This is a genomic window from Saccharopolyspora ipomoeae, from assembly GCF_029952525.1.
In the GTDB taxonomy this organism is placed as follows: Bacteria; Actinomycetota; Actinomycetes; order Mycobacteriales; family Pseudonocardiaceae; genus Saccharopolyspora; species Saccharopolyspora ipomoeae.
Genome location: NZ_JASAOF010000025.1, coordinates 13,031 through 40,015, shown reverse-complemented (window position 1 = coordinate 40,015; position 26,985 = coordinate 13,031). Strand labels below are relative to the sequence as shown.

The window sequence follows — 26,985 nt, the reverse complement described above, 5'->3', positions numbered from 1 at the left end:
TTCCAGCAGGTTCCGACTTCTCCGGGAGGTTCTCCGCGTGACTGAGCAGCCGCTCGTCGGTGTGATCATGGGCAGCGACTCCGACTGGCCGGTGATGCGCGCCGCCGGTGACGCCCTCACCGAGTTCGGGGTTCCGTACGAGGTCGGCGTCTACTCCGCGCACCGCACTCCGCAGCGCATGCTGGACTACGCCCGCGAGGCCGCCGACCGCGGCATCCGCGTGATCATCGCCGGGGCGGGCGGCGCCGCCCACCTGCCGGGCATGGTCGCTTCGGCGACGGTCCTGCCGGTCATCGGCGTCCCGGTGCCGCTGAAGCACCTCGACGGCATGGACTCGCTGCTCTCCATCGTCCAGATGCCGGCAGGGGTCCCGGTCGCCGCGGTCTCGGTCGGCGGAGCCCGCAACGCGGGCCTCCTCGCGGTCCGCACCCTCGCCGCCGACTCCGGCGACCTCGGCGCCCGCCTCCGCTCTCAGATGGCGGACTTCCAGGCAGACCTCGAGAAGATGGTCCACGACAAGCACGAAGCCCTCCAGCACAAGGCCACCGAAGCCTGACCCGCAACCCTCTCCACCCCTGCCCCAAACCCATCGGCCACAGCAGGGAAATCCGTCCGCGCGGTCGGAACACGATTTCAATGGAAATCGTGGTTCGGACTTCCATTGAAATCGCGTGGAGATGACCGCGCGGGTCAGCCGAGTTGGTTGACCATGACTGTTTCCTGGGCCGTTCCGATGGGCCCTCGGGTGTCGTAGAGGCGGGCGTGGGCCGTGCCGATCCCGGTGCGCTGGACGTCCCGTCGCATCTCGAAACCCAGCCACTCGCCCCGCATCTCGCGGTGGAGGTGGATCGAGACGTCGGTGTTGATCCACGGGCCGAAGAGGGGGCCGACCGGGCTGGCGGCGCTGATGGCGTCGGCGAGGATCGCGACGTGCGACAGGGGGCTGAGGGGCTCGTCCGGGAGCAGCGGCAGCGGCATGCGCATCCACGCGCGGCTGGTGCCGGTGGCCGACTGGTCGTCGATCCAGCGGACCTGCATCACGTCGTGCACTCCCCAGCGCAAGCCGAGTTCCGGCGGCAGCAGGGTGCGGTCCTCGATGCCCTCGGGGCCCGCGAAGGGCACCGACGTGTCGGGTTCGGGCCCGTCGAGGTCGGAGCGTCGCAGCAGGTGAGCGGTGGCGTTGGTGCAGAGCGTCCCGTCCTGGGTGAGCGTCGCCCGCACCACCTGCAGCCGCTTGCCGGTGCGAAGCGGGCGCACCTCGATCGACAGCGGTGCGCGCGGGACCGGTCGCATCAGGTCCACGGTGAGCCGGGCGACGAACAGGTCCGGGTCGTCGTTGGCGGCTTCGATGGCGCGGGCGATCAGGCCCGCGACCGGTCCGCCGCCGGTCAGCTCGCCCCACGGGTTCCCCGAAGCCTCGTTGGGCACGAGGAACCCGTCCTCCACGCGGAACAGCGACTCGGCATCACGCATGCACCGAGGTTACCCGCCGGTAGGTTGGCGGTAGGGGCGGTTTGTGAGGGTCCTCTCAGAGCCCGAGCTCGACCGTCGTGCGCTCGTCGGCACGCCGTTTGTCGAGGCGGGAGGCGTCCGGGTTGGTGCAGTGCACCAGGGCCGCCTCCGCGGCGAGCACCGACAGCAGCCCGTCCACGACGCCGTCCGGCAGCGTCCAGTCCAGCGCGGACAGCACCCGGTCGTCGCGGCCGACGCCCAGCTCGCCCGCGCGCCGCCGCGCCCGCTCGACGACCTCGTCCACCGACATCTCCAGCAGCGCGGGTGCGTCCCCGGCCACCGGTGAGATCGGGCTGAAGTCGTCGCCGTGCACCCGGATGTCCGAGACGTAGTCCGCGACACCGGGCGGCAGGTCGCGCACCGGTGCCCCCAGCGGGTCCAGGCCGACCGCGGCCACGGTGTGCGCGCCCTCGCCGCGCGCCAGGTCGGACGCCGGGACGAACGCGACCTCCGCGCCCCCGGCCCGATCGGTCACGTGCGCCCCCGCCCACCAGGCGCCCAGCAGCACGCCGACGGTCTGCCAGTGCGCGGGCAGCGACACGAGCACCGGCATCCCCGGCTCCAGGTCGACCTCGTCCACCAGCCAGTTCGCCGTCTTGGCCGCCCAGTTGGCGGTGGTGGCGCGGGACAGCTCGATGCGCGCACCCGTGGCGTCGTCGTAGTGCGTGATCAGCGGCTTGGGCGCGCCGGAGGCCAGCAGCGGTCCGAGGAGGGACTGGGTGATGCTCATGCCCGGCAGGCTAGGAGCTGTTGAATTATCACTGTGCTTCGGGGTGCGGGTGGCGGAACCTCAGCGGCCCTCTGGAACCGGGCCACTCCTGATGTATGCCAATACACGGCGTCGCGGCGCCCGGCCCCGGAGAACCGCTGAGAACCCGCGGCGGTGCGGGCTGAGTCCCACACCTGAGACAGCGGCTACCGCCGCATTTCCGAGAAGGACCTAGTTCACGCAGGGAACGTCGCTGTCGGAGGTGATGGGTTGGCGCTGGGCGCTGCCGTCGAGGCGCAGCGCGGGCTTCGGCGCCATGCCCGGGGGACTGGCCGCCAGGCCGGTGAAGAACCGCTGCACCGCGTCCCGGTCGACGGACACGATGCTCTGGCCGCGCTCGTCGCGCGCCCCGGCGCTGAGCACCGGCATCGTCACGAAACTTACCCTGCCCGCGGCGATCTGCTGCATCTGCTGCACGAAACCCAGTGCGTCCCAGGCCTCGTCGAGCTCCACGGTGCGCTGGGTGGCGGCGACCAGGTCGTTGACCATCGCCGGATCGGTGAGCGTGCCGGTCGACAGGACCTTGTTGGCCAGGCCCGCCATGAACACCTGCTGGCGCACGATGCGGTCCAGGTCGCCGCGCGGCAGCCCGTGCCGCTGGCGTACGAACGACAGCGCGTCGCCGCCGGTGACGGTCTGCCTGCCGGCGCTGAAGTCGGCGCCGGAGTCCTTGTCGCTGGTCGCGTTGTTCAAGCACACCTCGACACCGCCGACGGCGTCGGTGAGCTCGTAGAACCCGAGCAGGTTGATCTCGGCGTAGTGGTCGACGCGCATCCCGGTCAGCGTCTGCACGGTCTGCACCAGCGCCCGCTGCCCGGCGACCTTCGCGCGGTGCTCCACCTCGGAGGCGGGCAGGTTCTCGCCCGCCAGCTCGTCGGAGGTGGCCCGCTTGGTCAGCCCGTACACCGAGTTGATCTTGTCGGGGCGGCCGGACGGCGTCTCGGTGTAGGTGTCGCGCGGGATGGACACGGCGGTCGGCGGCGCGCCGCTGTGCGGGATGCGGATGAGCACCAGGCTGTCGGTGTTGAGCCCGCCGGTGGCCTCGGTGCGCAGCCGCTTGAGCACCCGCAGCGGCAGCGGGTTGCCCTGCGCGTCGGTGCGGCTGTCGCTGCCCACCAGCAGCACGTCGGTGGCCCCGTCGTCCGGCGGCGGGGCTTGGGGCACTTCGGTCAGCACCTTCGCGGAGCTGACCTCGCTGAGCCGATCGGTGACGAACCAGCCGACGGCGCTCAGGCCCAGCACGGCGACCGAGGCGAGCGCGATCACGCTGCGCCCGGCGATCCGCGCAGCGGACCGGCGTCGGACGGGTGCGCCGCGGGTGTCGTCCGGGTCGGGGAGCTGCTGCTCCTGGTCCGGTTCGTCCACCAACGCCTCCCCCGAGTTGTGCGCCGGGCTTCACAGTAACCGCCGGAGATGATCTCCGTGGGGCGAGGAGGGGAACCTTTCTCCCACTCGTGACACGACGGCGCCCGCACCGGGAGTCCGGTGCGGGCGCCGCGGGAAGCATCAGGTCAGAACAGCACGCCCTGCGCCGACGGCTGCAGGGTGCCGACCTGGAGTCCCTTGAGCGGGATCTCGGTGACCGGCTCGTTGTTCAGGCCGTTGACCGGCGCGTTGACCGACCCGCTCATGTCCGCCGGAGTGGCGACGAAACCGCTGGTCACGTAGGTGTTCGGGTCGCCCTTGTCGCCCAGGTCGGCGTGCACGCCGGCGAAGGCGGTCCGGCCCGGCTCCAGGGTGATGTCGGCGGGCCCGCCGGGCTTCTCGACGTTGCTGCTGGGCACCTCCTCGATCGGCTCGTCGGCCATGTTGGTGGGCGTCAGGTTCACCCAGCCGCCGAGCTCGCAGGCCTCGTCCGAGGTGTTGGTCATGGTCAGCAGGTACTGGCTCGGGTCGGGCTGCGCCTGCAGCTTGATCTCGAAGTCGGTGGCCGAGCAGTTCGAGGCCGAGACATCGGACGCCGAGGCGCCGTGCGCGGTGACGGCCTGGGTCGCCGCGGCCCCGCCGCACCCGGTGATCAGCAGGGTGCCGCCGAGCAGAGCGGTGGCGGCGCCGATGGTCCGAAGTCGCTTCGACATGAGTGAGTCCTTCCCCCAGGGTTGTGCGTCGCGGGAGCGTTCCTCCCGCCTCTGCCCTGTAAGACGCCTCGGAGCCGAAGTGGTTGCCCGGCGTCCGGAAAGGAATCGCGGAGAGAATCGTCCCCCGCCCGACGTGCGCGAGGGAACCTTCCTGCCACCCGAGAGGAAGGGAGCCTTCCTGCCACCAGGCGAGGGGAATCGATGTGTCACCGGGGAGCAGGGGAACCTTCCTGCCACCGCGGTGACAGGAAGGTTCCCCAGCTCGTCAGTCGATGCAGGGCACGCCGTCGGCGGTGATCGGGTCGTTGCCCGTGTCCGCCTGGGTGCGCAGCGGGGCGGCCTTGTTCAGGCCGTCGAGGCGGAGGGTGGGGGCGCCGGTGAAGTTCTGCTTGCCGGGGCCCTTGTAGTCCTTGCCGATGTAGACCTCGACGCTGCCCGCGCTGAGGTTGGGGCTGACCTCCGTGGCGATGCCACCGCCGAGCGACTCGGCGACCATCTTGCCCGCGTCCTCCTCGCCGTTGGCGTAGTAGACGACCGAGGAGCTGCGGGTCTCGGCGTTGGCGCTGCTGCCCTCCTGGAAGCCCTGGCTGGTCAGCTCCTCCAGCACGTTGGCGGCCAGGCCGCTGATGCCGGAGGCGTTGTAGACGCTGGTGCTGATCTTGGTGGGGGACTTCAGCGTCGCCAGCTTCTGGGCGCGCTGCTGCGGCGGCAGCAGCAGGTCGGCCGCGAACTGCTTGCTCTCGGCGATGTTGAGCGTGACGTCCTCCTGGCCGGACTCGCCGACCAGGTGCACCGGGGCGCTGTAGAACTGCACGTTGCCGCCGGCGACGCCCTGCATCTGCTCGGCGAAGCCGAGGATGTCGTTGGCCAGCGCCGGGTCGAGGGTGACCGACTTGTTGATCGCGTCGATCAGGTCGCTGAGCTTGGCCGGGTTGGCCAGCGTGCCGGAGGACAGGATGCGGCGGGCCAGCGCCGACATGAACACCTGCTGGCGCTTGCCGCGGGAGAGCTCGTTGAGCAGGCCGTGCCGCTGCCGGACGAAGGCGAGCGCGTCGGCGCCCTCGATCGTCTGCACGCCCTTGGCGAAGTCGGCGCCCGAGTAGCTGTCCTTGGTGGCCTCGTTGAGGCAGACCTCGACGCCGCCGACGGCCTTGGTGATCTCGTAGAAGCCGAGCAGGTTCACCTCGGCGTAGTGGTCGATGCTGACGCCGGTGAGCTTCTCGATGGTCTCCAGCAGCGCCTGCTTGCCGGCCAGCCGCGACTTCTCGTCGAGCTCCTTGGGGTCGGTGACCCCGTCGTCCTGGAGCTTTGCGCGCTCGGCGTCCTTGCCGCGGTTCATGGTCTCGGTGAGCTTGTGCTTGCCGTCGCCGAAGCCGCTGTCGACCATCGTGTCCCGGGGGAAGGACATCGCGCTGGCGCTCTTGCCGTCGTTGGGGATGCGCACCAGGATCACCGCGTCGGTGAGGTCGCCGCCCTCCTGGGTGGTGCGCAGCTCCTGCAGGAGCTGCTTGGGCAGCGGGTTGCCCTGGGCGTCGGTGCGGCTGTCGTTGCCGATCAGCAGGATGTCGGTGGCGCCGTCGGGGGCGGAGAAGCCGCCGCCGATGACGTCGGCGGTGCCGGTGCCGCCCGCGCCCGGGCGGAACATGGCCCAGGCGAACCCGGTCACGCACAGGACGATCACCGACAGCAGGGCGATGAGCGTGCGGGCTCCGTTGCGGGTGGCCTTGCGCTGCCAGAAACCGCCTCGGCTCCACACATCGTCAGGCGATATGTCTTCACCGTTTCGAGCGGATTTCCGCGCTGCGGCCTTACTCTGAGCAGCTGCGGGAGCGCTCTTCACGGCACCGGCGGCACCGGCCTTCGCGGCGCTGGGGGCACCGGTGCGGCGGGCGCCCTGCGGCCGTCCGGCGGCTGCGCCGGGACGAGCCGATCCGCCACCCGATCCACGGGGCGGAACACCTCGGCCGGGCCGCCCATCAGGGCTCCCGGGCCGCCTCGGCCGGTCGTCCACGCGATTCCTCCTCGGGGGCTGCGGGGGCGAGCGTTACACCTTCAGGAGTGATGTTGCCCGACTTCCTGATGAAGGCTAACGGTGATCCACTCGAACCATGACGGGTCCCTCGGAATCTGGTGACCTCACTCATATGGGTGAAGTTGCGCTGTGACCGTACGTAACTTGGGAGTCGATTCGAGCGGGCATCGGCGCATGTCAGACTGCCCATCGCGGGCGGTGCGCCTACTGCCCGCGCAGGACGAGGAAGAGGCGGAATGCGGATTCTGGTCACCGGTGGAGCCGGCTTCATCGGCTCGCACTACGTCAGGCAGCTGCTCGGTGGGGCCTACCCCGCCTTCGGCGACGCCGAAGTGGTCGTGCTCGACAAGCTGACCTACGCGGGCAACGAGGCCAACCTGGCCGAGGTCGCCGACGACCCGAGACTGCGGTTCGTGCGCGGCGACATCTGCGATCGAGACCTGCTCGCGGGCCTGATGACCAGCGTCGACGTCGTCGTGCACTTCGCCGCCGAGACCCACGTGGACCGCTCCATCACCGGCTCCGACGCCTTCGTGATGACCAACGTGGTGGGCACCAACGCGCTGCTGCAGGCCGCGCTGGACGCCGGCGTCGGCCGGTTCGTCCACGTCTCCACCGACGAGGTCTACGGGACGATCGATACCGGTTCGTGGCCAGAAGATCATCTTCTCGAGCCGAACTCGCCATATTCCGCCGCCAAAGCCGGTTCCGACCTCCTCGCGCGCGCCTACCAGCGCACCCACGGGCTGCCGGTGTGCATCACGCGGTGCTCGAACAACTACGGCCCGTACCAGTTCCCGGAGAAGGTGCTGCCGCTGTTCATCACCAACCTGATGGACGGGCGCGAGGTTCCCCTCTACGGCGACGGGATGAACGTGCGCGACTGGCTGCACGTCGACGACCACTGCCGCGGCATCCAGCTGGTCGCCGAGTCCGGGACGCCGGGCGAGATCTACAACATCGGCGGCGGCACCGAGCTGACCAACCGCGAGCTCACCGAACGGCTGCTCGCCGAGTTCGGGCTGGACTTCTCGATGGTCGAGCAGGTCGCCGACCGCAAGGGCCACGACCGCCGCTACTCGGTCGACCACACCAAGATCACCGAGCAGCTCGGCTACGCCCCGCAGGTCGACTTCGAGACCGGCCTGCGCGACACCATCGCCTGGTACCGGCAGAACCGGGCCTGGTGGGAACCGCTCAAGCAGCGCGCGGCGGTGACCCGGTGACCCGCCTGGCGGTGCTGGTGCCCGGCGGGAAGGGCCAGGTCGGCTCGGAGCTGTCGGCGATCCTCGCTTCCCGGCGCGGCGCCCTCGTGCACGCACCGGGTTCGGCGGAGCTCGACATCACCGATCGCGAGGAGGTGCGCGACGCCGTCGAGGCCTTCGCCGAAGCCGCACGCGACACCGACCTGCGCCCGGTGGTGATCAACACCGCCGCCTACACCGCCGTCGACGCGGCCGAATCCGACCCCGACGGCGCCCACCAGGTCAACGTCGCGGGCCCGGCCGCGCTGGCCGAAGCCTGCCGCGACAGCGACCTGCCGCTGCTGCACGTCTCCACCGACTACGTCTTCCCCGGCGACGCCGACCGGCCCTACGAGCCCACCGACGACACCGGGCCGCGCACCGTCTACGGCCGCACCAAGCTCGACGGCGAGCAGGCGGTGCTGGACTCCGGTGCGCGCGCCTGGATCGTGCGCACCGCGTGGGTCTACGGCGCGCACGGCGGCAACTTCGTCAAGACGATGGCCCGGCTCGCCGCCCAGCGCGACGAGCTGTCCGTCGTGGACGACCAGATCGGCTCTCCGACCTGGGCCGCCGACCTGGCGGCGGGACTGCTGGAACTGGCCGAACCCGTCGCGACCGGTCTCGGACCGTCGCAGCGGGTGCTGCACTGCACCAACACCGGCAGCACCAGCTGGTTCGAGTTCGCCCGCGCGATCTTCACCGAGCTCGGACTCGACCCGCGGCGGGTGAACCCCTGCACGACCGCGGACTACCCGACCAAGACCCCGCGCCCCGCTTACTCGGTCCTCTCCGGCGACGCCTGGCACGACGCGGGCCTCACCCCGCTCCGTCCCTGGCACGATGCCCTCCACCAAGCCCTCACCACCAACCCCGAGGCCTTCCACCCAGGATGATGCGCAGTTTTCATGAAAACTTCCCCGGTCACCGAAACCTCGGCGGCGACGTCGTGAGTGGGGGAAGTTTTCATGAGAACGTCGCGACGATCCGCAAGAGAACTGCACCCGGAAAGTGCCGTGACCAGGAACTACGTCGGTATCGGGGTTCCTGGTGGGGGTTCAGTCGGTGGGGAGGTTTTCATGAAAACCTCCCCGCTCAGTGGGTGTGGGACTTCGTGGGGGAGGGAAGTTTTCATGAAAACTTCCCCCTTGGTGGTGGTCGGGGTTTCGACTGGAGCGGCGGTTAGGCGAGGGCGTGCAGGTAGGCCTCGCGGGTGCGGGCGGCGCAGCGGTCCCAGGTGAAGGTCTTGGCGTGCCGGCGTCCCGCTTCGGGATCCGGGGGAGCGGTGAGGGCCTGGCGCAGGGCGTCGCGCAGCGCGGCCGGGTCGTCGACCGGGGCGAAGTGCGCGTGGCCGCCCGAAACCTCGCGCAGCGCGGGGACGTCCGAGCAGACCACCGGGACGCCGCAGGCCAGGGCCTCCAGGACCGGGAGGCCGAAGCCCTCGTCGCGGGAGGGCAGCACCAGGGCGCTCGCCCCGGCCACCAGCGACCGCAGCCGCTCCTCGGAGACGTAGCCGGTGCGGATCACGCCGCCGACCTCACCCGCAGCACCCGGACCGGCGATGACCAGCGGCGGGAGATCCGGTGCGAGCGCGGCGCGCAGCACGTCGAGACCCTTGCGCGGTCCGTCCGCGCCCACGAAGAGCAGGTACTCCGGCGGAATCCGGTCGTCGCGGACCGGTGATACCGAGAACCACTCGGGATCCAGGCCCAGCGGCGTCACCGCCAGCTTCTCCGGGGCGACGTCCAAGCGCTCGGCGACCTGATCGGCCACCGCCGCCGTCGGCGTGCACACCACCCGCGCCCGCTGCGCCGAAAGCCGCACCAGCGCGGGCAGATCCGGTTCCGCCAGCGACGGGTCGTCGAGGAACGCCAGGTCGTGGACGGTCACGACGCCCGCGGCGCGCAGCGACGGCGGCAGCACGAAGTTCGTCCCGTGCACCACCTCCACCGGTCCGGACAGGACCTCGACCGGCGGAAAGCGCCCAACGCGCCACAACATCCGCAACGCGCGCGCCGGAACCGGCGGCCCCACCACGCGCGTCCCGGCAGGAGCTTCGCCCCGCAACCGGCGCCAGCCGCGCGCGCTGAACCCGATCAACCGAACGTCCACATCGGACGCCAGCGCGGTCACCAGCGAGGCCGTGTACCGGCCGATCCCGGTGCGCGTGCCCAGCAGCGGCGTGGCGTCGAGCAGGACGCGCAGGTCAGCGGCCACGAAGCCGTTCCCCGGCCAGGCGCCGCAACCGCCCGGTCGCCCGCTTGGCGACCTCCGCCGGGCCACCGGCGTCGAGATATTCCCGCAGCAGCGCCAGATCCCGGCGCACCGACTCCACCCGGCCCGGCTGCGCCGTGCGCACCAGCGGCGCGGACGCGCTGAGCCGGTCGGCGGCCGGGCGCGGATCGCGGCAGAACGCCGTCAGCGGCGCCAGCACCGACTCCCAGGTGAACCGCTCCCGCACCGGTTCGATCCGGCGACGGCACTCGGCGGCGAACTCGGCGTCGTAGAGGACCTTCTCCAGCGCGTCGGCCAGCGCATCCGGGTCCTCGGGCGGCACCACCACGCCGATGCCCTCGGCGCGCACCAGATCCGCGAACGAGTCGCCGTCGGTGGTGATCACCGGCAGCCCCGACCACAGGTAGTCCAGCACCCGAGTGCGGAACGCGAAGGTCGTCTCCACGTGCTCGAAGTGGGTCGTGACACCGCAATCGGCGTCCAGCAGGAAGTTCTGCCGCTCCTGGTAGGGAACCCAGGTCTCGTTGAAGAACACGAACTTGTCGGTCAGGCCCAGCCGCTGGGCCAGCGCCCGCGTCTGCCCGGCCATGCCCATCTCCGGCACGTCCGGGTTCGGGTGCTTCATGCCCAGGAAGAACAACCGCACGTCGCTGCGCCGCTGCGCCAGCCGGTCGACCGCGCGCAGCAGCGTCAGCGGGTCGAACCAGCTGTAGACCCCGCCCGCCCACAGCACGACCTTGTCGTCGGCCGAGATGCCCGGCCGGGTGCCCTTGATCGCGGGAGCGGTGCGCCGCGGCGCCGCCGACGGCAACCCGAACGGCACCACCGACAGCAGCGAGCGCACCGTCGGATCGGAGTCGTAGAGCCCGGGCGTCAACCGGCCCAGCGAGGCGAGGTGACCGAGCCAGAAGTGCCGCTGGCGCTCCGAGGCGCACAGGAAGAAATCGCCCCGCTCCAGCTGCGCGTTGAGCACGTCGGTGACCCCGGCGAGGTCCTTCGCGCGGCGCTCGTCGTCGGTGTCGCGGCCCTGCTCCAGCAGTTCCAGGTGCATCGGGTCGTAGACGTCGCAGACCACGATCTTGGTGGAGTCGACGCGCTTGAGCGCCGGCACCATCTCCAGCACGTGACCCTGCAGCACCACCACGTCGGCCCACTCGACGTGCTCGGCGAGCTCGCGCGGCTTGGCCGCCACCACCTCGAAGTCCGACTCCGGCGGGTCCACCCGCGCGTTGACGCTGACCAGCCGGACGGAGTGCTCGGCGGCGAGCACCTCGGCCATGTGCCAGGCGCGGATCGCCGGGCCCGCCATCCGCTCGCTGACCGCGTCGCCGGTGATCACCACGATCTTGCGGGGCCTGCCGAACACCTCGTCCAGCTCGAAGGCCTCCACCAGCGCGTCGTGCGCCGCCAGGTAGCGGGGCAGCGGGTAGGCGGGCTCCATCGCCTTGCGCATCAGCGGCAGCAGGTCGGTGTCGGTGCGCACCCGCGCCCGCTGCTCCTGCTCCCGCGAGACCTTCAGGGACGGCAGGAGTTCCACGAACTGGTCGATGGCCAGCATCCCGGCCAGCGCGGAGCGGTCGACGGGAACCGGCGCGTCGTCCTCGGTCTCCCCGCGGCGGGTGATCTCCAGCTGCGTCGGGTCGATCTCGCCGCGCGCGGTCGCCCGCCGCACCACCAGCGCCATCGCCGCGGGCAGCGCCCGGGCCAGCGTCTCGTCGGAGACGTTCTTGTACAGCGCCGCCAGCGCGTTGCGCTCCAGCAGGTAGTGCTCGCGCGACGACGACACCTCGGCCATCGAGGCGTGATGGCGGTGGAACGTCAGCGACCTCGGCTCGTAGCGGACCCGCCAGCCGCGCAGGTTCAGCCGCCAGCCCAGGTCCACGTCCTCGTAGAACATGAAGAAGCGCTCGTCGAAGCCCTCCAGCGCGGTGAACAGCTCGGCGCGCACGAACAGCGCCGAGCCGGTGCCGAACAGCACGTCGCGGGCGGCATCGTGCGACCCGTCGTCGAGCTCACCGGCGTGCCGCTTGTAGCCCATGCCGAACCAGGTGAGACCGCCGTCGACGAAGTCGATGCGCTTGCCGTCCCAGTCCAGGACCTTGCTGGCCACGGCGCCGACGGTCGGTTCCGCGCGCAGCACCTCCACCGCGGAGCGCACCCAGCCGCGGTCCGGGCGGGCGTCGTTGTTGAGGAACGCCAGGACCTGCCCGGACGCCTCGGCGGCGGCCAGGTTGCAGCCGCCCGCGAAACCGGTGTTGGTGGCGGACTCGATCAGCCGCACCTCCGGCACCGCCTCGCGGATGCGCCGCGCGGAGTCGTCGCCGGAGGCGTTGTCCACGCACAGCACCTCCAGCTTGTCGGCCGGGTAGTCCAGCTCGTCGCGCACCGCGCGCAGGCAGGTGATGGTGTCGTCGGCGCCGCGGTAGTTGACGACGATCACGGACACGACCGGCAGGGACACGACCGGCGAGGGGACGACGGGCAGGTTCGGTTCGACCACGCCCCAAGCCTGCACCATCGCCCACCCGAGCCGCCCGGGTGTTCGGTCAATTCGGTCGCCGAGCACCGTTCCCGGCCCGGGCGGCCGCGTCACCAGCGGACAGTTCTCCCCAGAACCGCCCGGGCAGGAATCACCCCTTGTCCTCGACGAGCAGCTCCCGGAGCCGCGGCGTGTACAGCGCCGTGATGTCGGTGGCCCCCGCGAACGCGTCGAAGTAGATCGACGTCAACTCCTCGTCCCGCTGGATCGCCCGCAGCAGCGCCATCCGGTGCTCGTTCGGCGGCGTCATCCGCGCCACCGACAGCGTCGCCCCGTACCCCGAGGCCAGGGCCCCGTCCCGCTCGGCGGCGAAGCCCCGCAACGCCGCGTCCAGCCGCGACGGCGAATCCAGCTCGCCGCTGATGTGCCGCGCCAGCGACTCGGCCTGGCCGAACGCGTCGCTGATGCCGCGCGCGGTGATCGAATCCTTGTGGTGTCCCGCATCGCCCACCAGCACCCAACCCGGCCCCGTCGCCTCCCGGAAGAAGTTCTGCTGATCCCCGGAACCGCGCAACCGCTCCACCTGCTCCCCGCCCCGAAGCCGCTCGAACAGCTCGGGCGCGGTGCCGCGAACCCGCTCCAGGTGCGCTCGGCGGGCATCGGCGCGCACCGCGCGGAACCGCGACTGCGGGAAGTAGGTCAGCACCAGCGTCGCGTGCCCGTGCGTCGGCGTCGCCGCCACCCAGCTGCCCGGCGTCTCGTAGATCTCCAGATCGGCCGGCACCCCCGTCCAGTACGAGTAGTACGCGCAGGTCAACCGCTCGTCCCAGGTGGTGAACGCGGCGCCCGCGTGCGCCGCCACCGACGAGCGCATCCCGTCCGCGCCGACCACCAGCGCGGCCCGCTCGGTGAACTCCACGCCCCGGTGCTCGCCGCGCACCCCCACCACCCGGCCGCTTTCATCCCGCAGCAGCCCGGTGACCCGGCACTTCTCCCGCAACTCCGCGCCCGCGGCCACCGCCGCCCGCGCCAGCAGGTCGTCGAGCACGAACCGGCGCGGCGCGAACGCGGCCCGCTGCCCCGCCACACCCCGGCCGCACCCCGCCAGCCGCACGTCCCCGACCTGGTAGCGGAAGTGCCGCAGCGGCGGGCACCCGGTGGCCCGCAACTCCTCCAACAACCCCCAGCGGGCCAGCGCCGCCACCCCCGGCTGGTGGATGACGTGGGTGGAGATCGTGTCGGACGGGAACTCACCCCGATCCAGCAGCAGCACCCGGTGCCCCGCCCGAGCCAGCAGCATCGCGGTCGGCGACCCCGCGCAGCGCGCCCCCACGACGATCGCGTCGAAACCCATCGCTCACCCCTCCAGCTCGATGCGCAACGCCCGGCGGTCCAACTTGCCGTTGGCGTTGAGCGGAAGTCGGTCCAGCACCGTGATCCGGCGCGGCAGCATGTACGGCGGGAGCCGATCGCGCAGACCCGCGTGCAGCACCTCCGGCACGCAGTCACCCCCGACCGCGGCCGCCAGCTCCGGCTCGCCGTCCGTCGGCACCGCCAGCACGATCGCGTCCGCCACCCCCGGCAACGAGCGGAGGGCGGCCTCGATCTCACCCAGCTCGATGCGATGGCCGCGGACCTTCACCTGCTGATCCGTGCGGCCCAGGTGCAGCAGCAACCCGTCCTCCACCGCCACCAGATCCCCGGTCCGGTACCAGCCGCCCGGGACGAAACGTCCCGCGTCGTCGGCCGAGTCGAGGTACCCGGCGAACCTCTGCGGACCCCGCACGCACAGCTCACCCCGCTGCGCGGGCCTGCCACCGGGATCGAGCAGCCGGAACTCCAGCGAGCCGAAGCACTCACCGATCGGCGCCACCCCGTTCGGCGTCACCGGCCACGCCGACTCCTCGGCCGGGAACCGGTACCCGGTGCAGGCCACCGTCAGCTCCGTCGGCCCGTACAGGACCTCGATCTCGGCCTGCGGAGCCGCGCGCTTCCACCCGCGCAGCGCCGCCACCGGCACCGCCTCGCCCCCGAAGATCGCGCACCGCAACGACGGCATCGCCCCCGGCCGCAGCGTGCCGAGCCGCTCCGCGAAGGAGATCAGCGACGGCACCGAGAACCAGTGCGTCAACCCCAGCGCGTTGATCGTCCGCACCGGTGACAGCAGAGCTCCCTCCGCCGGCACCACCAGCGTCCCGCCCTGGCCGAGGGTGACGAACAGATCGTGCACCGACCCGTCGAAGGTCAGGTCGAAGTTCCCGGACACCCGGCTCCCCGGCCCGATCCCGTACCGCTCCGCGACCTCCACCAGGTACGCCTGCACGTTGCCGTGCGAGATCGGCACCGCCTTCGGCGTCCCCGTCGACCCCGACGTGCAGATGACGTAGGCGACGTCCTCCGGCGCCACCGCCACCTCCCGCGCCCGCCCGAAGGGCTCGTTCCTCCCGGCGCGGAGCATGGGAACTTTCCACTCATCCGCAGCCTGGGACTCCTCCGCCAGCAACAGCTCGACCCCGGTCCGGGAGACCAGCTCGCGGATCCGCTCCGGCGGGTGCTGCGGGTTGAGGGGAACCACCGACGCACCGGAGCGCAGCACCGCCAGGTATCCGGCGTAGGCCAGCACCGAGCGGTTCGCCAGCAGACCGACCCGCCGCGGCGCGCCGGTCGCCTGCAGTCGCGCCGCCAGCCGCTCCACGAGCTCGCGCAGCTCCGCGTAGGTGAGGCTGACGCCTTCGACCTCCAGCGCGGGCAGATCGGGGAACCGCTGCGCGGCCCGCTCGAACCAGGTGTGCACGTTCATCGGGACACCTCCGTCAGCTCCCGCGCCCAGCGGCACAGGTCGCGCACGGTGCGCAGCGCCGCCAGTTCTTCGGGGTCGATCTCGCGACCGGTGCGCTGCTGCACCTCCACCATCAGCTGCAACTTCGCCAGCGAGTCGATGCCGATGTCGGCCAGCGTCGAGTCCTGGTCGAACCCGGTGCGCGCGTGCTTGCCCAGCAGCCACTCCGCGGGATCGTCGCCGTCGACCGGTTCGTCACCGGGCCAGTAGCGGCGCGTCCGCCACGGGTAGGTCGGCAGCGGCGCGTGCACCCCGGGCCCGAACAGCCCGTCGCGATCCACCGATTCCGCGCCCAGGAACCGGTCCAGCTCCGGGGTGCTGCCGGTGCGCAGCGCCTCGATCAGCTCCTGGTGCGTCGCACCGATGACCACCGCGCGATGCTCGAAGCGGGTGCGGCGCAGCGCGGCGCTGCGGCACAGGTCCCGCACCGGGAACGCCGCACCCGGCCCGGCCAGGTGCTCCGCGCAGGCGCGGGTCAACTCCGCCAAGGCCTCCGGCGTGCGCGCCGACAGCACCAGCGGCCACCGCGTCCCGTCATCGGCGTCCCGCCGCGCCGGCTCGGCGCTGCGCAGCACCACGTGCGCGTTCAGCGACGACGAGCCCTGCGCCGAAACCCCGGCCACGGCCCGCTCCGGGATGTCGGTGATCTCCTGCGGGATCGACAACCCCTCCCAATCCACGTCGGGACGCGGCAGCTCAGCGTGCAGGCTCGCCGGAACCTGCCTGCGTTCCAAGCACAACGCGGCCTTCATCAACCCGACCAGCCCGCTCGCGGCCTCGGCGTGCCCGAGATTGGACTTCACCGACCCGACCAGCAGCGGCCGCTGCGATGAGCGGAAGGTTCCCATGCACCGGCCCAGCGCCGTGAGCTCCAGCGGGTCCAGCAGCGGCGAACCGGCCCCGTGGGCCTCCACGAAGTCCACCTCGGACGGTGCGATCCGCGCGTCCTCGTACGCCCAGCGGAGCACGTCCAACTGGCCCTCCAGCGACGGGTTGAGCACCGAGGAGCTGCTGCCGCCGTCGTTGCCGACCGCGCTGCCCGCGATCACCGCCCGCACCCGGTCGCCGTCGGCCAGCGCGGCTTCCAGCGGTTTCAGGACGATCACCGCCACCGCGTCGGCGGGAGCGTGGCCGTCGGCGTCGGAACTGCCGAAACGACTGCGACCGTCCGGCGACAGCGCTCCCGCGTGCGACATCATCACGCCCTCGTCGGGTCGCAGCGGCAGGTTCACCCCCGCCACCAGCGCGACCGGCACTTCACCGGACCGCAGGCTCCGCACCGCCTGGTGCACCGCGGTCAACGCCGACGAGCACGCCGTGTCGACCACCGCGCTCGGGCCTCGCAGGTCCAGCACGTGCGACAGGCGAGCCGCCAGCAGTGAGCGAACGTTTCCCAACTGCGTCGCCGTCGCCGAGGGAAGCCCCTGCTGAAGTGCTGTTTCGAGGAAGTCCGCGCGGGAGTTGCCCACGAACACGCCGGTTCGGGTGCCGCGCAGGTGCTCCGGGACGATCCCGGCGTCCTCCAGGGACTCCCACGCGCACATCAGCAGCAGCCGCTGCTGCGGGTCGAGCGCGGTGGCCTCGGCCGCCGACATGCCGAAGAACTCGGCGTCGAAATCGGCGACGCCCTCGACGAATCCGCCACGCGAGGCGGCCGGGCCGCCGGTGGACCGCAGCGCCGCCGCGTCGTAGCGCTCGGCGGGCGTCTCCGAGGTCGCGTCGACACCGGCGCGCAGCAGCTCCCACAACTGGTCGGGGCCGGTCGCACCGGGAAGCCGGCAGGACATTCCCACGATCGCGACCGAACGCTGATGATCTCCACTCGTAGTCATGCCCACGAAGTGTGTGCAGGTCGCTTACAACCCACTTGCACAGCGCTGAACCGAACTCAGCGCCCCGCCCAGGTCTTCCACACCTCGCGTCGGGACACTTTCGCCCGCTTCCCGATCCGCCACCGCGCCCGCAGCGCCGAGGGCAGCAGGAAGGAGACCTTCATCAGCACCCGCAGCCGCACACCGGCCCGCAGGTTCGGCGGGGGATGCGGCAGACGCCGCCACGGCAGCAGCGCCGTGATGGCCGCGAACCGCGCGAGCTCGCGCAGCGCCACCCCCGCCGGTGCGCAGCGCAGCAGGGTGAGCAGGCGGTTCCCCTCGTTCCAGCGGTGGAACAGCACCGAACCGGGCCGGGTGCTGGCCCCGTGCAGGTGCGCGGCCGTCGCCTCGGTGCGCACCACGTCGAAACCGGCCAGCCGCAGCCGCCACGCGGTGTCGGTGTCCTCGTAGTAGCAGAAGAACTCGGCCGGAACACCGCCCGCGTCGCGCAGCACGTCGGTGCGCAGCAGCGCAGCACCACCGCAGAACCCGAACACCGGACCGCGCCCGGTGGCGTCGGCCCCGTGCCCGTCGGAGGTCAGCCGCACCCCGGTCGACTGCACCCCGCCGTCCGGTGTCAGCAGCACGGAGGAGGCCGCCGCGGCGCGGGTGGTGGCAGAAAGGTTCCCTTCCACCACCTCCAGCCAGTCCGGGGAGGGCGCGGCATCGTCGTTGAGCCAGGCCGTGAAGGGCGTGTCCACCCGGGGCAACGCGGCGGCCAGCCCACCCGCGTAACCGAGGTTGCGGGGGAGGCGCAGCACCTCGACCCCGGTGCGCGCGGCGAGCAGGTCGGCGGTGCCGTCGTCGGAGGCGTTGTCCACCACGAGCGTCCGATGTGGACGAGTCTGCGCGGCCAGCGCGTCCAGGCAGGCGTCGATGTGCTCTCGCCCGCGCCACGTGATCACGACGACCGTGGTGCGGACTCCCTCGGATGTCACCCGGGAAACTTAGCGTCACGCGCCTGCGGTGTCCCCGCGCGTGCGAAGCTGAGCACGTGCCCGAGCTGGTTGCCCTCGCCGAACAGCTGCTGGCCCCGGTCCCCGGCGGCACCGGCCGCTACACCCGGGAACTGCTGCGCGCCCTCGCCGCCACCACCCCCGACGGCTGGACGCTGACCAGCGCGATCAGCCGCACCGATGACCCGGCCGAGGCCCGGGTTCCGGGCGTGCGGGGACCGCGCGTGCTGCCGCTGCCGCGTCGAGCGCTCATCGCCGCGTGGGAACGCGGCGTCCCGCTGTGGCCGGGCGGCGACAGCGTGCACGCGATGACACCGCTGGCCCCGCCCCGGCGGCGCGGGCGCGGCCTGGTCGTCACGGTCCACGACACCGTCCCCTGGACCCATCCCGAAACCCTCACCCCGCGCGGAGTCGCCTGGCACCGCCGCATGATCACCCGCGCCGCCCGGCACGCCGACGCCCTGGTGGTGCCCACCCGAGCCGTCGCCGACGACCTCGCAGGTCGAGTTCCGCTCACCACCCCGCCCCGGGTGCTGGCCGAGGGCGTGAGCCCCGACCTGCTCGCCGAACCCGCACCGGTGACGCGCCTCGACCTGCCCGACCGGTACCTGCTGGCCATCGGCACGGTCGAACCCCGCAAGGGCTACCAGCACCTCATCCGCGCCCTCGCCGAACCGAACGCCCCCGACCTGCCGCTGCTGATCGTCGGACGCCCCGGCTGGGGCGACCTCGACCTGCCGGCCCTCGCCGACCAGCACGGCTACCGCGGTCTCCGGGTGCTCACCGACGTCACCGACGCCGAACTCGCCGCAGTGCTGCGCCGCGCGATGGCCCTGGTCGTCCCGAGCCTCGCGGAAGGCTTCGGCCTCCCGCTCCTGGAGGGCATGGCCCTCGGAGTCCCGGTCGTCCACACCGACGCCCCGGCCCTGTCCGAGGTCGCGGGCGGCGCGGGAGTCGAGGTCCCCCGGGCCGACCCACCGGCCCTGGCCACCGCGCTCCGCCGCCTCGCCGACGACCCCGACCACCGCGCCCACCTCGCCGAAACCGGCCAACGCCGAGCCGCGACCTTCACCTGGGAACGAACCGCCCACGAGATCTGGAACCTCCACCGAAACCTCGTCGGTGACTGAAAGGTTCCCTTGCGCACGTCATGAAGGGCGCCGTGCGATCAGGGCCCGGCCGGCGAGAACCCCAGCCGGGGGAACGAGGCTCCCCCGGCTCGGCCGGAATGACAGGAAGGTTCCCTTGCTCACAGCGGGGCCGAAAGCGCCCGCACGTTTTTCCCGTACTGGGCACGGGGGCGGGTGGCTTCGCCGTACTCTCTTCTGGTGCGCAGAGGCGAACCGGCTGTTCTGATCGACGCGACCGCGGTGCCCGCGGACCGCGGCGGCGTCGGACGGTACGTCGATTCCCTGCTCGCCGCCCTCGATTCCGACGGGGCGCGAGTCAGCGTGGCGTGCCAGCCGCGCGACGCCGGGTTGTACGCGACCCTCGCGCCCGGCGCGCGGATCGTTCCCGCCGCCGAAGCCGTGGCGACCCGGACCGCGCGGTTGACGTGGGAGCAGACGACGCTGCCGCTGCTGGTCAAGCGGCTCGGCGTGAACGTGCTGCACTCGCCGCACTACACGACACCGCTGGCCAACCCGGCCGCGACCGTGGTCACCCTGCACGACGCCACCTTCTTCACCAACCGCCGCGTGCACTCACCGGTCAAGGCCCGCTTCTTCCGGGCCTGGACGCGAGGTGCGCTGCGCCGGGCCGAGATCTGCCTGGTGCCCAGCCAGGCCACCGCCGCCGAGCTCGCGCGCACCGTCGGCGCCGACCGCAACCGGATGGCCGTCAGCTACCACGGGGTCGACCCCGACCGGTTCCACCCGCCGACCCCCGAGGAGATCCAGGTCGTCCGCGACCGCCTCGGCCTCTTCGACCAGCCCTACGTCGCGTTCCTCGGAGCGCTGGAACCGCGCAAGAACGTCCCCGCGCTCATCCGCGGTTTCACCCAGGCATGCCGGGGAAGGCGCGCTGATGCTCCTGCGCTGGTCCTCGCCGGTCAGCCCGGCTGGGACACGCAGGTGGAGCGGGCGCTGGAGTCGGTGCCGCACCGGATCCGGGTGATCAGGGCCGGATACCTGCCGTTCGGCCAGCTCGCCGGATTCCTCGGCGGGGCGCGGCTCGTCGCCTACCCGAGCCTCGGCGAGGGGTTCGGGCTGCCCGTGCTGGAGGCGATGGCCTGCGGCGCACCGGTGCTGACCACCCGTCGGCTGAGCCTGCCCGAGGTCGGCGGTGACGCCGTCGCCTACTGCGGCGTGCGCCCCACCGACATCGCCGCAGGGCTGCGGGAACTCCTCGACGACCCGGCCCGCCGCGCCGCGCTCGCCAACGCCGCTCAGCTGCGGGCCAAGGAGTTCACCTGGGAAGCCTGCGCGACCCGGCACCGCGAGGCCTACGCCCGGGCCCACCACGCCCGCACCCGCTGACCTCACGGCGACCGCGTTGCAGCAGAATGTGACGGCGTGACCAACGCGCGCACCTACGGCGATCAGCTCGCCGTCGTCACCGTGACCTATTCGCCCGGCGAGACGCTGCAGCGCTTCATCGACACCCTCGACAAGGCCACGCAGCGGCCGGTCCGGGTGATCCTCGCCGACAACGGTTCGCAGGACGGTGCGCCGCAGCGGGCGGCGGAGCAGCACGACCACGTCGACTTCGTGCCCACCGGCGGCAACCTCGGATACGGCGGCGGCGCCAACCGCGGAGTCGCTTCGCTCGGGTCCGAGTACGGCTGGATCGTCATCGCCAACCCCGACCTGGAGTGGGGCTCGGGCAGTCTCGACGAGCTGATCGCGGCGGCCGGGCGCTGGCCGCGCGGCGGCGCGTTCGGCCCGCTGATCACCGAGCCGACCGGTGAGGTCTACCCGTCCGCGCGGCTGCTGCCGTCGATCGGACGCGGTGTCGGGCACGCGCTGTTCGTCAAGATCTGGCCCGGTAACCCCTGGTCGCGCGCCTACCGGCAGTCCGAGACCGGGCGCAGCGAGCGCACCGCCGGATGGCTGTCGGGTTCGTGCCTGCTGATGCGCCGCGAGGCCTTCGACTCCATCGACGGTTTCGACCCGCGCTATTTCATGTACTTCGAGGACGTCGACCTCGGCGACCGGCTGGGCCGCGCCGGCTGGCTCAACGTCTACGTGCCCAGCGCCGAGATCATGCACATCGGCGGCGCCTCCACGTCGAAGGCCTCCAAGCGGATGCTCGCCGAGCACCACCGCTCCGCCTACCGCTACCTCGCCGACCGCTACCGGGGCCTGAAGTGGGCGCCGCTGCGCCTCGCCCTCAAACTCGGCCTCGCAGCGCGCGCCAAGATCCAGGCCCGCTGATGCGGCGGAGCCGCATTCCCTTCCACCACCCGAGCAACCCGCACCGGCGCGGATTCTGAGCGCTTTCGTGGCGAGTGCGCCGGGACGCCTCGTATATCGAATGCTCGAGGAGCGGTGCACGGAGTCCACGGAGGCGCTCGGGTTCCGCCACCCGCACCGCTGAGCAAGGTGAGCGGGGAGACTTCTCGGATCAGTACTGCTGCGGGTACTGCTGCAGGGGCTGCGATCCCAGCGGTCCGAACTCGTTCGGATTGCGCTGCGCCTGGTAGGGATTGGGCGGCAGGGCCTGCTGCGGTTGCCCGTAGTCCTCGGTCGGCCACCCGGTGTGCGGGTCGGCGGTGGGGAACTGGGGCTGCTGCTGGTTCGGGGCGGGCATCTGCTGACCCGCCGCCGGCAGCATGGTGGTGTCCGTGTCGCTGTCGACCGCGCTGTTGACGATGTCGCGCGGGATCCGCACGGTGTTCGCCGCATCCATCGGCGACGTGGCGTTGTCCGGTGTGACGACGAACGCGCCGCGTGCCCGCGCGCGAGCAAGTGCTTCGTCGGCTCGGAGGCGCGGGTCCATGTGGATGCCCTCTCAGTCGTTCGCAGTCGGTGGTGCCATACCCGGGAAAAATCCGGGTGTGGTGTTGAACCGGGCACGGCCATCGGGCACGGGCCCAGTGTCATTATGCCGGTGCCACTGCCAGAGTATTCCCCCCAATGGGTTTTCGTCATCGATCTAGGTCAGGTAGAGGAGGACGACGCCGATGTCCGCGGATGCGCAGACCCCGGCCGAACCGCGCCCGAAGGCGGAAGCGGTCGTGCTGGTGGGCGGTCGGGGGGTCCGGCTCCGGCCTCTGACCCTGTCGGCACCGAAACCGATGTTGCCGACCGCCGGGGTGCCGTTCCTGGCGCACCTGCTCTCGCGCATCCGCGCCCTCGGCATCGAGCACGTGGTGCTCGGCACCTCCTACAAGGCGGAGGTCTTCGAGGAGCACTTCGGTGACGGTTCCGATCTCGGTCTGCGCATCGAGTACGTGGTGGAGTCCGAACCGCTGGACACCGCGGGCGCGATCCGCAACGTCGCCGACCGGCTCAGCGCCGACGACGTTCTGGTGTTCAACGGCGACATCCTCTCCGGCGTCGACCTCGGCGAACTCCTCGACACCCACCGCGAGACCTCCGCCGACGTCACCCTGCACCTGGTGAAGGTCGACGATCCGCGCCGCTTCGGCTGCGTGCCCACCGACGGCGACGGGAGGGTCACCGACTTCCTGGAGAAGACCGACGACCCGCCGGTCGACCAGATCAACGCGGGTTGCTACGTGTTCCGGAGAGAGGTGATCGAAAGGATCCCCTCCGGTCGTCCCGTCTCCGTCGAGCGAGAGACGTTCCCGGGACTGCTGGCCGAGGGCGCGCGCGTGCAGGGCTACATCGACGCGTCGTACTGGCTGGACATGGGAACTCCCGCCGCGTTCGTGCGCGGCAGCGCGGACCTGGTCCAGGGCAACGCGCCCTCCGCCGCGCTGCCCGGCCCCACCGGGCGGGCCCTGGTTCTCGGCGGCGCGACGGTCGCCGATGACGCGGTGGTCGACGGCGGCAGCACCGTGGGCGCGCAGTGCGAGATAGGTTCCCATGCTCAGGTCAGCGGCTCGGTGCTCTTCGAGGGCGTGACGGTCGAGCCCGGCGCGGTCGTGGAGCGCAGCGTGGTGGGGACCGGGGCCCGGATCGGGGCCGGGGCGGTGCTGCGGGACGCCGTGGTCGGTGACGCCGCGCTCATCGGGGCCGGGTGCGAGCTGGTGGACGGGATCCGGATCTGGCCCGGCGTCGAGCTGCCGCCGAACGGAGTACGGTTCTCGGCGGATTGAGCAGCATGAGCGAACCCCTCACCCGTGACTGGCACCACGACTACCCGCTCGACCTGGTCCGGGTCCTCGCGCCGCTGCGACGCGGCAGCGGCGACCCGACGACCCGCGTCGAGCCGGACGCGCTGTGGTGGGCCAGCACCACCTCCCTCGGCCCGGCGACCCTGCGGCTGCGTCGGGCGAGCGGGGGAACCGTTCGCGCATCCGCCTGGGGGCCGGGAGCCGAAGCGGTGCTGGAGGGGGTGCCCGACCTGCTCGGCGCCTCCGACGACGCCAGCGGCTTCGAACCCGCCCACGACGTGGTCACGCGCGGGGTGAAGGCCGCGAACGGCCTGCGGCTGTGCGCGTCGGGCCGGGTGTGGGACGTGCTCGTCGCCGCGATCCTGGAGCAGAAGGTCACCAACCGGGAGGCCTGGCGCTCGTGGCGGGAGCTGTGCCGCCGCTTCGGCCATCCCGCGCCGGGGCCGGTGGAGGAGCTGTGGACGGTGCCCGACCCGCAGCAGGTCCGGCAGATCCGCGACTGGGAGTGGCACCGCGCCGGCATCGACGGGGCACGCCGCCGCACCCTGCTCGCGGCGGCCTCGTCGGCGCGCAGCCTGGAGAAGGCGGTCGTCCTGCGCGGCGAGGAGGGGCGGAACCTGCTGCGGAAGATCCCCGGCATCGGCCCGTGGACGGCGGCCGAGGTCGCGCAGCGCGCCTGGGGCGATCCCGACGCGGTCAGCGTCGGCGACTTCCACCTGCCCACGATCGTCGGCACCGCCCTGGTCGGCCACCCCCTCGACGACGAGGGGATGCTCGACGCGCTCAGCCCCTACGAGGGCCACCGCCACCGCGCGGTCCGCTACCTCGCCGCAGCAGGGGTCAACCGCCCCCGCCACGGCCCGCGCCTCCCAGCCCGCGACTACCGCGCGTTCTAGCCATGACTGCATTGTGACTGTAGAATGCAGTCATGGCTGTTCTGACGATCCGCAACGTTCCCGAAGAGGCAAGAGACCTGCTGGCCCGGGCCGCAAAGCGAAGCGGTCAGTCCTTGCAGGCGTACCTGCTGGCCGTGCTGGAGCGCGAAGCGCGGTTCTCGCGGAACGCCGAACTGGCGGACATGGAACCGGTCGGTGGTGGTTTGCTGAGCATGGACGAGATCGTCGACGCGGTTCGCGCCGCTCGTGGTGAGGGTCCAGGTGGCGATGGGCGGGCGGGTGTCGCGTGATCGTCGTCGACACCTCCACCCTGGTCTCGTTCTTCCTCGGAGCGAACCACAGCGGTCCTCAAGTCCGGAAACTTCTCGGGACGCACACCAGCTGGGCGGCGCCACCGCATCAACCGGTCGAAATGCTCAGCGTGCTTCGAGGGCTGGTCGCGGGCGGGAAGATCTCCGCGACGCACGCCGAAGACGTTCTGGACAGGTGGGCGGCGACGTTCATCCAGGAGCTCCCGTTCACCGCGGCAGCCAGGGGGAGGGTGTGGGAATTGCGCCACAACCTCTCCTCCTACGACGCCGCCTACGTCGCCGTCGCCGAGTTGAACGAACTTCCTCTCGTCACAGGCGACAAGCGGCTCGCCGCAGCCCCGGGCGTTCGATGCGAACTGCGGTTGGTGCAGTGAGGAAGACGGAACCCGACCCGATGATCACCACGTCGCTGCGACTGCCGGAGTCGTTGCTGGATCAGGTCCGCGACCGGGCTGCGGCCGAGGACGTGAAGACGACGGCCTGGATCCGGGGACTGATCGAGTCCGAGCTCGCGCGCACCGAGCCGAACGGCGTCGAAGCGCGGCTGAAGCGCCTCGAAGACGCCGTCTTCAACCGGTCAGCCTGAGGAGGCCGCGGTGAGCAGCGGGCCCAGGTCGGTGTTCTCCGGCGGGGTCGTCAGGGGCCACCAGCGCAGGTCGAGGGACTCGTCGCTGCGGGTGGGTTCGGCGCCGGCCGGGGCGCGGACGACGTAGCGCACGTCGAAGTGGCGGGTGGGCTTGCCCAGCGAGCAGGTGATCGGGTGGACGTCGAGGTGCACCGGCTCCGGATCCACCACCAGGTCCGTCATCCCGGACTCCTCGGTCGCCTCGCGCAGCGCGGCACCCGCGAGGGTGTCGTCCTCGGGTTCGCAGTGCCCGCCCAGCTGCAGCCACCGGCCGACCCGCGGGTGCAGGGTCAGCAGCACGTTGTCGCCCGCCGAGTCCAGCAGCACCGCCGAAGCCGTGACGTGGCCGGGTTCGCAAGCGCGCAGGCAGGCGTCGTCGCGGGCGTCGAGCAGCGTGAGGAACGCCTGGCGCAGCGCCTCCTGCTGCGGATCGGCCGGGCGCCAGCCGCCCAGCACCCGGGTCGCGTCGGCGTGCGGTCCGCTCACAGCTCCACCAATCCGTCGTCGAGGTCGCGCGGGGGTCGCGGGCCTTCGGCCGGGGTGGCCGGGTGGCCGACGGCGACCGCGCCGAGAGGTTCCCAGTTCACCGGCAGGTCCAGGGCCGAGCGGACCACGTCCGGGCAGAACAGCGTCGAGGACACCCAGCACGAGCCGAGTTCCTCGGCGGCCAGCGACACCAGCAGTCCCTGCACCGCGGCGCCCCCGGCGACGGTGAACATCTGCCGCTCGGCGTCCGAACGGGCCGCGTCCGGGTAGTCGTGGGCGCCGTCGCGCACCAGGAACGGCAGCACCACCTCGGGGGCGGCGTAGAGCAGGTTGCCGCGGGTGACGCGGCGCTGCGCGGCCTGCTCGGACAGGCCGTCGGCGCGCAGGTCCTCCAGCCACGCCGTGCGCATCGCGTCGAGCAGCTTGATCCGCAGCGCGCGGTCGCGCAGCCACACGAACCGCACCGGGCGCGTGTGGTGCGGGGCCGGTGCGGTCAGCGCCGCGCCGACCGCGCGGCGCACCGCGTCCTCGTCCACCGGGATGTCGGCGAACTCGCGCACCGACCGGCGCACCAGCACCGCCTCCCGGCGGCCCTGCGCGACCGCCTCCGCGGTTCCGAGGTGGAACAGGTCCTCCTCGACCGGCCGGGCCAGGTCCCGCGCCGTCGACGAATCGTCCACAGTGGTCATACCGCGCAGCACGGCGACCGGGACGCCGCCGAGCTTGCCCTTGACCAGGTCCGCGGCCGCGGCGATCTCGTCGGCGATCGCGACCTCGGTGACCGCGAGCTCGTTGCCCTGCGAGTCCGTGCTGCCGGCGTAGCGGTGCAGCACCGCGAGACCGGCCGAGCCGATGGCCGCGTCGGTCTGGCCGACCCGCCAAGCCCGGCCCATCGTGTCGGTCACCACCACGGCGACCCGCACGCCCAGCCGCTCGGCGATGCCGTCCCGCAACCGCCGCGCGGACGCGTCCGGGTCCTCCGGCAGCAGTGCGATCTGGTCCTGCGCGACGTTCGAGGCGTCCACCCCGGACGCCGCCTGCACGATGCCGAGCTTGTTCTGCGTGATCAGCGTCCGGCCCTTGCGGGCCAGCACCGAGATCGCCTCCGAGAGCACCAGCTCCCGGCGCAGCGCGTCCCGCTGCTCGGGGTCCTCTGGCGCGGTGACCATCCGGCCCTCGGCCTTGGACACGATCTTGCTGGTCACCACCAGCACGTCACCATCGCTCAACCACGGTGCGGCCGCCGCGATCGACGCCGCCAGGTCGTCCCCCTCGACGAACTCCGGCAACCCCGGCACCGCGAACAGCTGCAGACCCGCAGCGGCGGCGTGGTCCCTCATCGCTCCGCTCCAGCCCGCGGGACACCCGCACCCGGTCGGCGATCACGAGCGCGGGCGAGCCGAGTGCCGC

Annotated in this window: 25 protein-coding genes; 11 read left to right on the top strand and 14 right to left on the bottom strand. The window is 72.0% G+C overall.

The window, feature by feature from the left end; genetic code table 11:
* Window positions 1-67 precede the first annotated feature (67 nt).
* Window positions 68-556 (top strand): 5-(carboxyamino)imidazole ribonucleotide mutase, encoded by a 489-nt coding sequence (gene purE / locus QFW96_RS26285; RefSeq protein ID WP_281458458.1) that lies wholly within the window; start codon window positions 68-70, stop codon window positions 554-556.
* A 134-nt stretch (window positions 557-690) separates the two neighbouring features.
* On the opposite strand, the gene QFW96_RS26280 is transcribed toward purE, so the two are convergent.
* The 5 genes from QFW96_RS26280 to QFW96_RS26260 form a co-directional block, all read right to left on the bottom strand.
* A complete protein-coding gene (locus QFW96_RS26280; protein WP_281458409.1) occupies window positions 691-1,473 on the bottom strand; it encodes a thioesterase family protein in 783 nt (260 codons plus the stop codon).
* Between the two features lie 55 nt (window positions 1,474-1,528).
* Window positions 1,529-2,242 (bottom strand): TIGR03089 family protein, encoded by a 714-nt coding sequence (locus tag QFW96_RS26275; protein ID WP_281458408.1) that lies wholly within the window; start codon window positions 2,240-2,242, stop codon window positions 1,529-1,531.
* Between the two features lie 210 nt (window positions 2,243-2,452).
* Window positions 2,453-3,646 carry an LCP family protein gene (locus QFW96_RS26270; protein WP_281458407.1) on the bottom strand — a complete coding sequence of 398 codons (1,194 nt, stop codon included), beginning with the start codon at window positions 3,644-3,646 and terminating at the stop codon, window positions 2,453-2,455.
* A gap of 146 nt (window positions 3,647-3,792) precedes the next feature.
* On the bottom strand, window positions 3,793-4,359 hold the full coding sequence (locus QFW96_RS26265) for a DUF4232 domain-containing protein (protein WP_281458406.1): 567 nt from the start codon (window positions 4,357-4,359) through the stop codon (window positions 3,793-3,795).
* 265 nt (window positions 4,360-4,624) lie between these two features.
* Entirely contained in the window at window positions 4,625-6,115 is a 1,491-nt protein-coding gene (locus QFW96_RS26260; RefSeq protein WP_281458405.1) for an LCP family protein, read from the bottom strand.
* A gap of 512 nt (window positions 6,116-6,627) precedes the next feature.
* Between QFW96_RS26260 and rfbB the strand changes: the two genes are divergently transcribed.
* Together rfbB and rfbD are read left to right on the top strand one after the other, a co-directional pair.
* Window positions 6,628-7,617: a dTDP-glucose 4,6-dehydratase gene (gene rfbB, locus QFW96_RS26255; protein WP_281458404.1), complete on the top strand. Its 990-nt coding sequence runs from the start codon at window positions 6,628-6,630 to the stop codon at window positions 7,615-7,617.
* Window positions 7,614-8,531 (top strand): dTDP-4-dehydrorhamnose reductase, encoded by a 918-nt coding sequence (gene rfbD / locus QFW96_RS26250; protein ID WP_281458403.1) that lies wholly within the window; start codon window positions 7,614-7,616, stop codon window positions 8,529-8,531. The genes rfbB and rfbD overlap by 4 nt, the downstream gene beginning before the upstream one ends.
* A gap of 286 nt (window positions 8,532-8,817) precedes the next feature.
* On the opposite strand, the gene QFW96_RS26245 is transcribed toward rfbD, so the two are convergent.
* From QFW96_RS26245 to QFW96_RS26220, 6 genes are all read right to left on the bottom strand, one after another.
* Window positions 8,818-9,852, bottom strand: coding sequence for a glycosyltransferase family 4 protein (locus QFW96_RS26245; protein ID WP_281458402.1), 1,035 nt, complete (start codon window positions 9,850-9,852; stop codon window positions 8,818-8,820).
* Window positions 9,842-12,370 (bottom strand): glycosyltransferase, encoded by a 2,529-nt coding sequence (locus QFW96_RS26240; RefSeq protein WP_281458401.1) that lies wholly within the window; start codon window positions 12,368-12,370, stop codon window positions 9,842-9,844. The genes QFW96_RS26245 and QFW96_RS26240 overlap by 11 nt, the downstream gene beginning before the upstream one ends.
* 130 nt (window positions 12,371-12,500) lie before the next feature.
* A complete protein-coding gene (locus tag QFW96_RS26235) occupies window positions 12,501-13,703 on the bottom strand; it encodes an FAD-dependent oxidoreductase (protein WP_281458400.1) in 1,203 nt (400 codons plus the stop codon).
* A 3-nt stretch (window positions 13,704-13,706) separates the two neighbouring features.
* On the bottom strand, window positions 13,707-15,149 hold the full coding sequence (locus QFW96_RS26230) for an AMP-binding protein (RefSeq protein WP_281458399.1): 1,443 nt from the start codon (window positions 15,147-15,149) through the stop codon (window positions 13,707-13,709).
* On the bottom strand, window positions 15,146-17,020 hold the full coding sequence (locus tag QFW96_RS26225; protein ID WP_281458398.1) for a beta-ketoacyl synthase N-terminal-like domain-containing protein: 1,875 nt from the start codon (window positions 17,018-17,020) through the stop codon (window positions 15,146-15,148). Before QFW96_RS26225 ends, QFW96_RS26230 begins: the two co-directional genes overlap by 4 nt.
* Before the next feature lie 56 nt (window positions 17,021-17,076).
* Entirely contained in the window at window positions 17,077-17,997 is a 921-nt protein-coding gene (locus QFW96_RS26220; RefSeq protein WP_281458397.1) for a glycosyltransferase family 2 protein, read from the bottom strand.
* Window positions 17,998-18,053: 56 nt separating this feature from the next.
* Here QFW96_RS26220 and QFW96_RS26215 point away from each other — a divergent pair, with 56 nt between their 5' ends.
* The 3 genes from QFW96_RS26215 (at window position 18,054) to QFW96_RS26205 (ending at window position 21,389) form a co-directional block, all read left to right on the top strand.
* On the top strand, window positions 18,054-19,145 hold the full coding sequence (locus QFW96_RS26215) for a glycosyltransferase family 4 protein (RefSeq protein WP_281458396.1): 1,092 nt from the start codon (window positions 18,054-18,056) through the stop codon (window positions 19,143-19,145).
* Window positions 19,146-19,343: 198 nt separating this feature from the next.
* On the top strand, window positions 19,344-20,492 hold the full coding sequence (locus QFW96_RS26210; protein ID WP_281458395.1) for a glycosyltransferase family 4 protein: 1,149 nt from the start codon (window positions 19,344-19,346) through the stop codon (window positions 20,490-20,492).
* 36 nt (window positions 20,493-20,528) lie between these two features.
* On the top strand, window positions 20,529-21,389 hold the full coding sequence (locus QFW96_RS26205; protein ID WP_281458394.1) for a glycosyltransferase family 2 protein: 861 nt from the start codon (window positions 20,529-20,531) through the stop codon (window positions 21,387-21,389).
* A gap of 190 nt (window positions 21,390-21,579) precedes the next feature.
* On the opposite strand, the gene QFW96_RS26200 is transcribed toward QFW96_RS26205, so the two are convergent.
* Window positions 21,580-21,954 (bottom strand): hypothetical protein, encoded by a 375-nt coding sequence (locus QFW96_RS26200; protein WP_281458393.1) that lies wholly within the window; start codon window positions 21,952-21,954, stop codon window positions 21,580-21,582.
* Between the two features lie 184 nt (window positions 21,955-22,138).
* Here QFW96_RS26200 and manB point away from each other — a divergent pair, with 184 nt between their 5' ends.
* The 5 genes from manB to QFW96_RS26175 are packed head-to-tail and all read left to right on the top strand — an operon-like array spanning window position 22,139 to window position 25,050.
* The gene (gene manB / locus QFW96_RS26195) at window positions 22,139-23,239 is read left to right on the top strand and encodes a mannose-1-phosphate guanylyltransferase (protein WP_281458392.1); all 1,101 of its coding nucleotides are present in this window, start codon (window positions 22,139-22,141) and stop codon (window positions 23,237-23,239) included.
* Between the two features lie 5 nt (window positions 23,240-23,244).
* Window positions 23,245-24,153 (top strand): DNA-3-methyladenine glycosylase family protein, encoded by a 909-nt coding sequence (locus QFW96_RS26190; RefSeq protein WP_281458391.1) that lies wholly within the window; start codon window positions 23,245-23,247, stop codon window positions 24,151-24,153.
* Window positions 24,154-24,185: 32 nt separating this feature from the next.
* A complete protein-coding gene (locus tag QFW96_RS26185; protein WP_281458390.1) occupies window positions 24,186-24,443 on the top strand; it encodes a FitA-like ribbon-helix-helix domain-containing protein in 258 nt (85 codons plus the stop codon).
* On the top strand, window positions 24,440-24,838 hold the full coding sequence (locus QFW96_RS26180; RefSeq protein ID WP_281458389.1) for a type II toxin-antitoxin system VapC family toxin: 399 nt from the start codon (window positions 24,440-24,442) through the stop codon (window positions 24,836-24,838). The genes QFW96_RS26185 and QFW96_RS26180 overlap by 4 nt, the downstream gene beginning before the upstream one ends.
* A complete protein-coding gene (locus QFW96_RS26175; RefSeq protein ID WP_281458388.1) occupies window positions 24,835-25,050 on the top strand; it encodes a hypothetical protein in 216 nt (71 codons plus the stop codon). Before QFW96_RS26180 ends, QFW96_RS26175 begins: the two co-directional genes overlap by 4 nt.
* On the opposite strand, the gene QFW96_RS26170 is transcribed toward QFW96_RS26175, so the two are convergent.
* Window positions 25,042-25,575 (bottom strand): NUDIX hydrolase, encoded by a 534-nt coding sequence (locus QFW96_RS26170; protein ID WP_425524796.1) that lies wholly within the window; start codon window positions 25,573-25,575, stop codon window positions 25,042-25,044. The two genes, QFW96_RS26175 and QFW96_RS26170, sit on opposite strands and share 9 nt — an antisense overlap.
* Window positions 25,572-26,915 (bottom strand): coenzyme F420-0:L-glutamate ligase, encoded by a 1,344-nt coding sequence (locus QFW96_RS26165; RefSeq protein WP_281458387.1) that lies wholly within the window; start codon window positions 26,913-26,915, stop codon window positions 25,572-25,574. The genes QFW96_RS26170 and QFW96_RS26165 overlap by 4 nt, the downstream gene beginning before the upstream one ends.
* Window positions 26,916-26,985: the final 70 nt, after the last annotated feature.

Bases quoted from the DNA above. Each gene is read 5' to 3' on its own strand.
- QFW96_RS26185 (WP_281458390.1), top strand. From the start codon at position 24,186: ATGGCTGTTCTGACGATCCGCAACGTTCCCGAAGAGGCAAGAGACCTG.
- QFW96_RS26275 (WP_281458408.1), bottom strand. From the start codon at position 2,242: ATGAGCATCACCCAGTCCCTCCTCGGACCGCTGCTGGCCTCCGGCGCG.
- purE (WP_281458458.1), top strand. From the start codon at position 68: ATGGGCAGCGACTCCGACTGGCCGGTGATGCGCGCCGCCGGTGACGCC.
- QFW96_RS26265 (WP_281458406.1), bottom strand. From the start codon at position 4,359: ATGTCGAAGCGACTTCGGACCATCGGCGCCGCCACCGCTCTGCTCGGC.
- QFW96_RS26280 (WP_281458409.1), bottom strand. From the start codon at position 1,473: ATGCGTGATGCCGAGTCGCTGTTCCGCGTGGAGGACGGGTTCCTCGTG.
- QFW96_RS26165 (WP_281458387.1), bottom strand. From the start codon at position 26,915: ATGAGGGACCACGCCGCCGCTGCGGGTCTGCAGCTGTTCGCGGTGCCG.
- QFW96_RS26200 (WP_281458393.1), bottom strand. From the start codon at position 21,954: ATGGACCCGCGCCTCCGAGCCGACGAAGCACTTGCTCGCGCGCGGGCA.
- QFW96_RS26235 (WP_281458400.1), bottom strand. From the start codon at position 13,703: ATGGGTTTCGACGCGATCGTCGTGGGGGCGCGCTGCGCGGGGTCGCCG.
- QFW96_RS26190 (WP_281458391.1), top strand. From the start codon at position 23,245: ATGAGCGAACCCCTCACCCGTGACTGGCACCACGACTACCCGCTCGAC.
- rfbB (WP_281458404.1), top strand. From the start codon at position 6,628: ATGCGGATTCTGGTCACCGGTGGAGCCGGCTTCATCGGCTCGCACTAC.
- QFW96_RS26230 (WP_281458399.1), bottom strand. From the start codon at position 15,149: ATGAACGTGCACACCTGGTTCGAGCGGGCCGCGCAGCGGTTCCCCGAT.
- manB (WP_281458392.1), top strand. From the start codon at position 22,139: ATGTCCGCGGATGCGCAGACCCCGGCCGAACCGCGCCCGAAGGCGGAA.
- QFW96_RS26225 (WP_281458398.1), bottom strand. From the start codon at position 17,020: ATGACTACGAGTGGAGATCATCAGCGTTCGGTCGCGATCGTGGGAATG.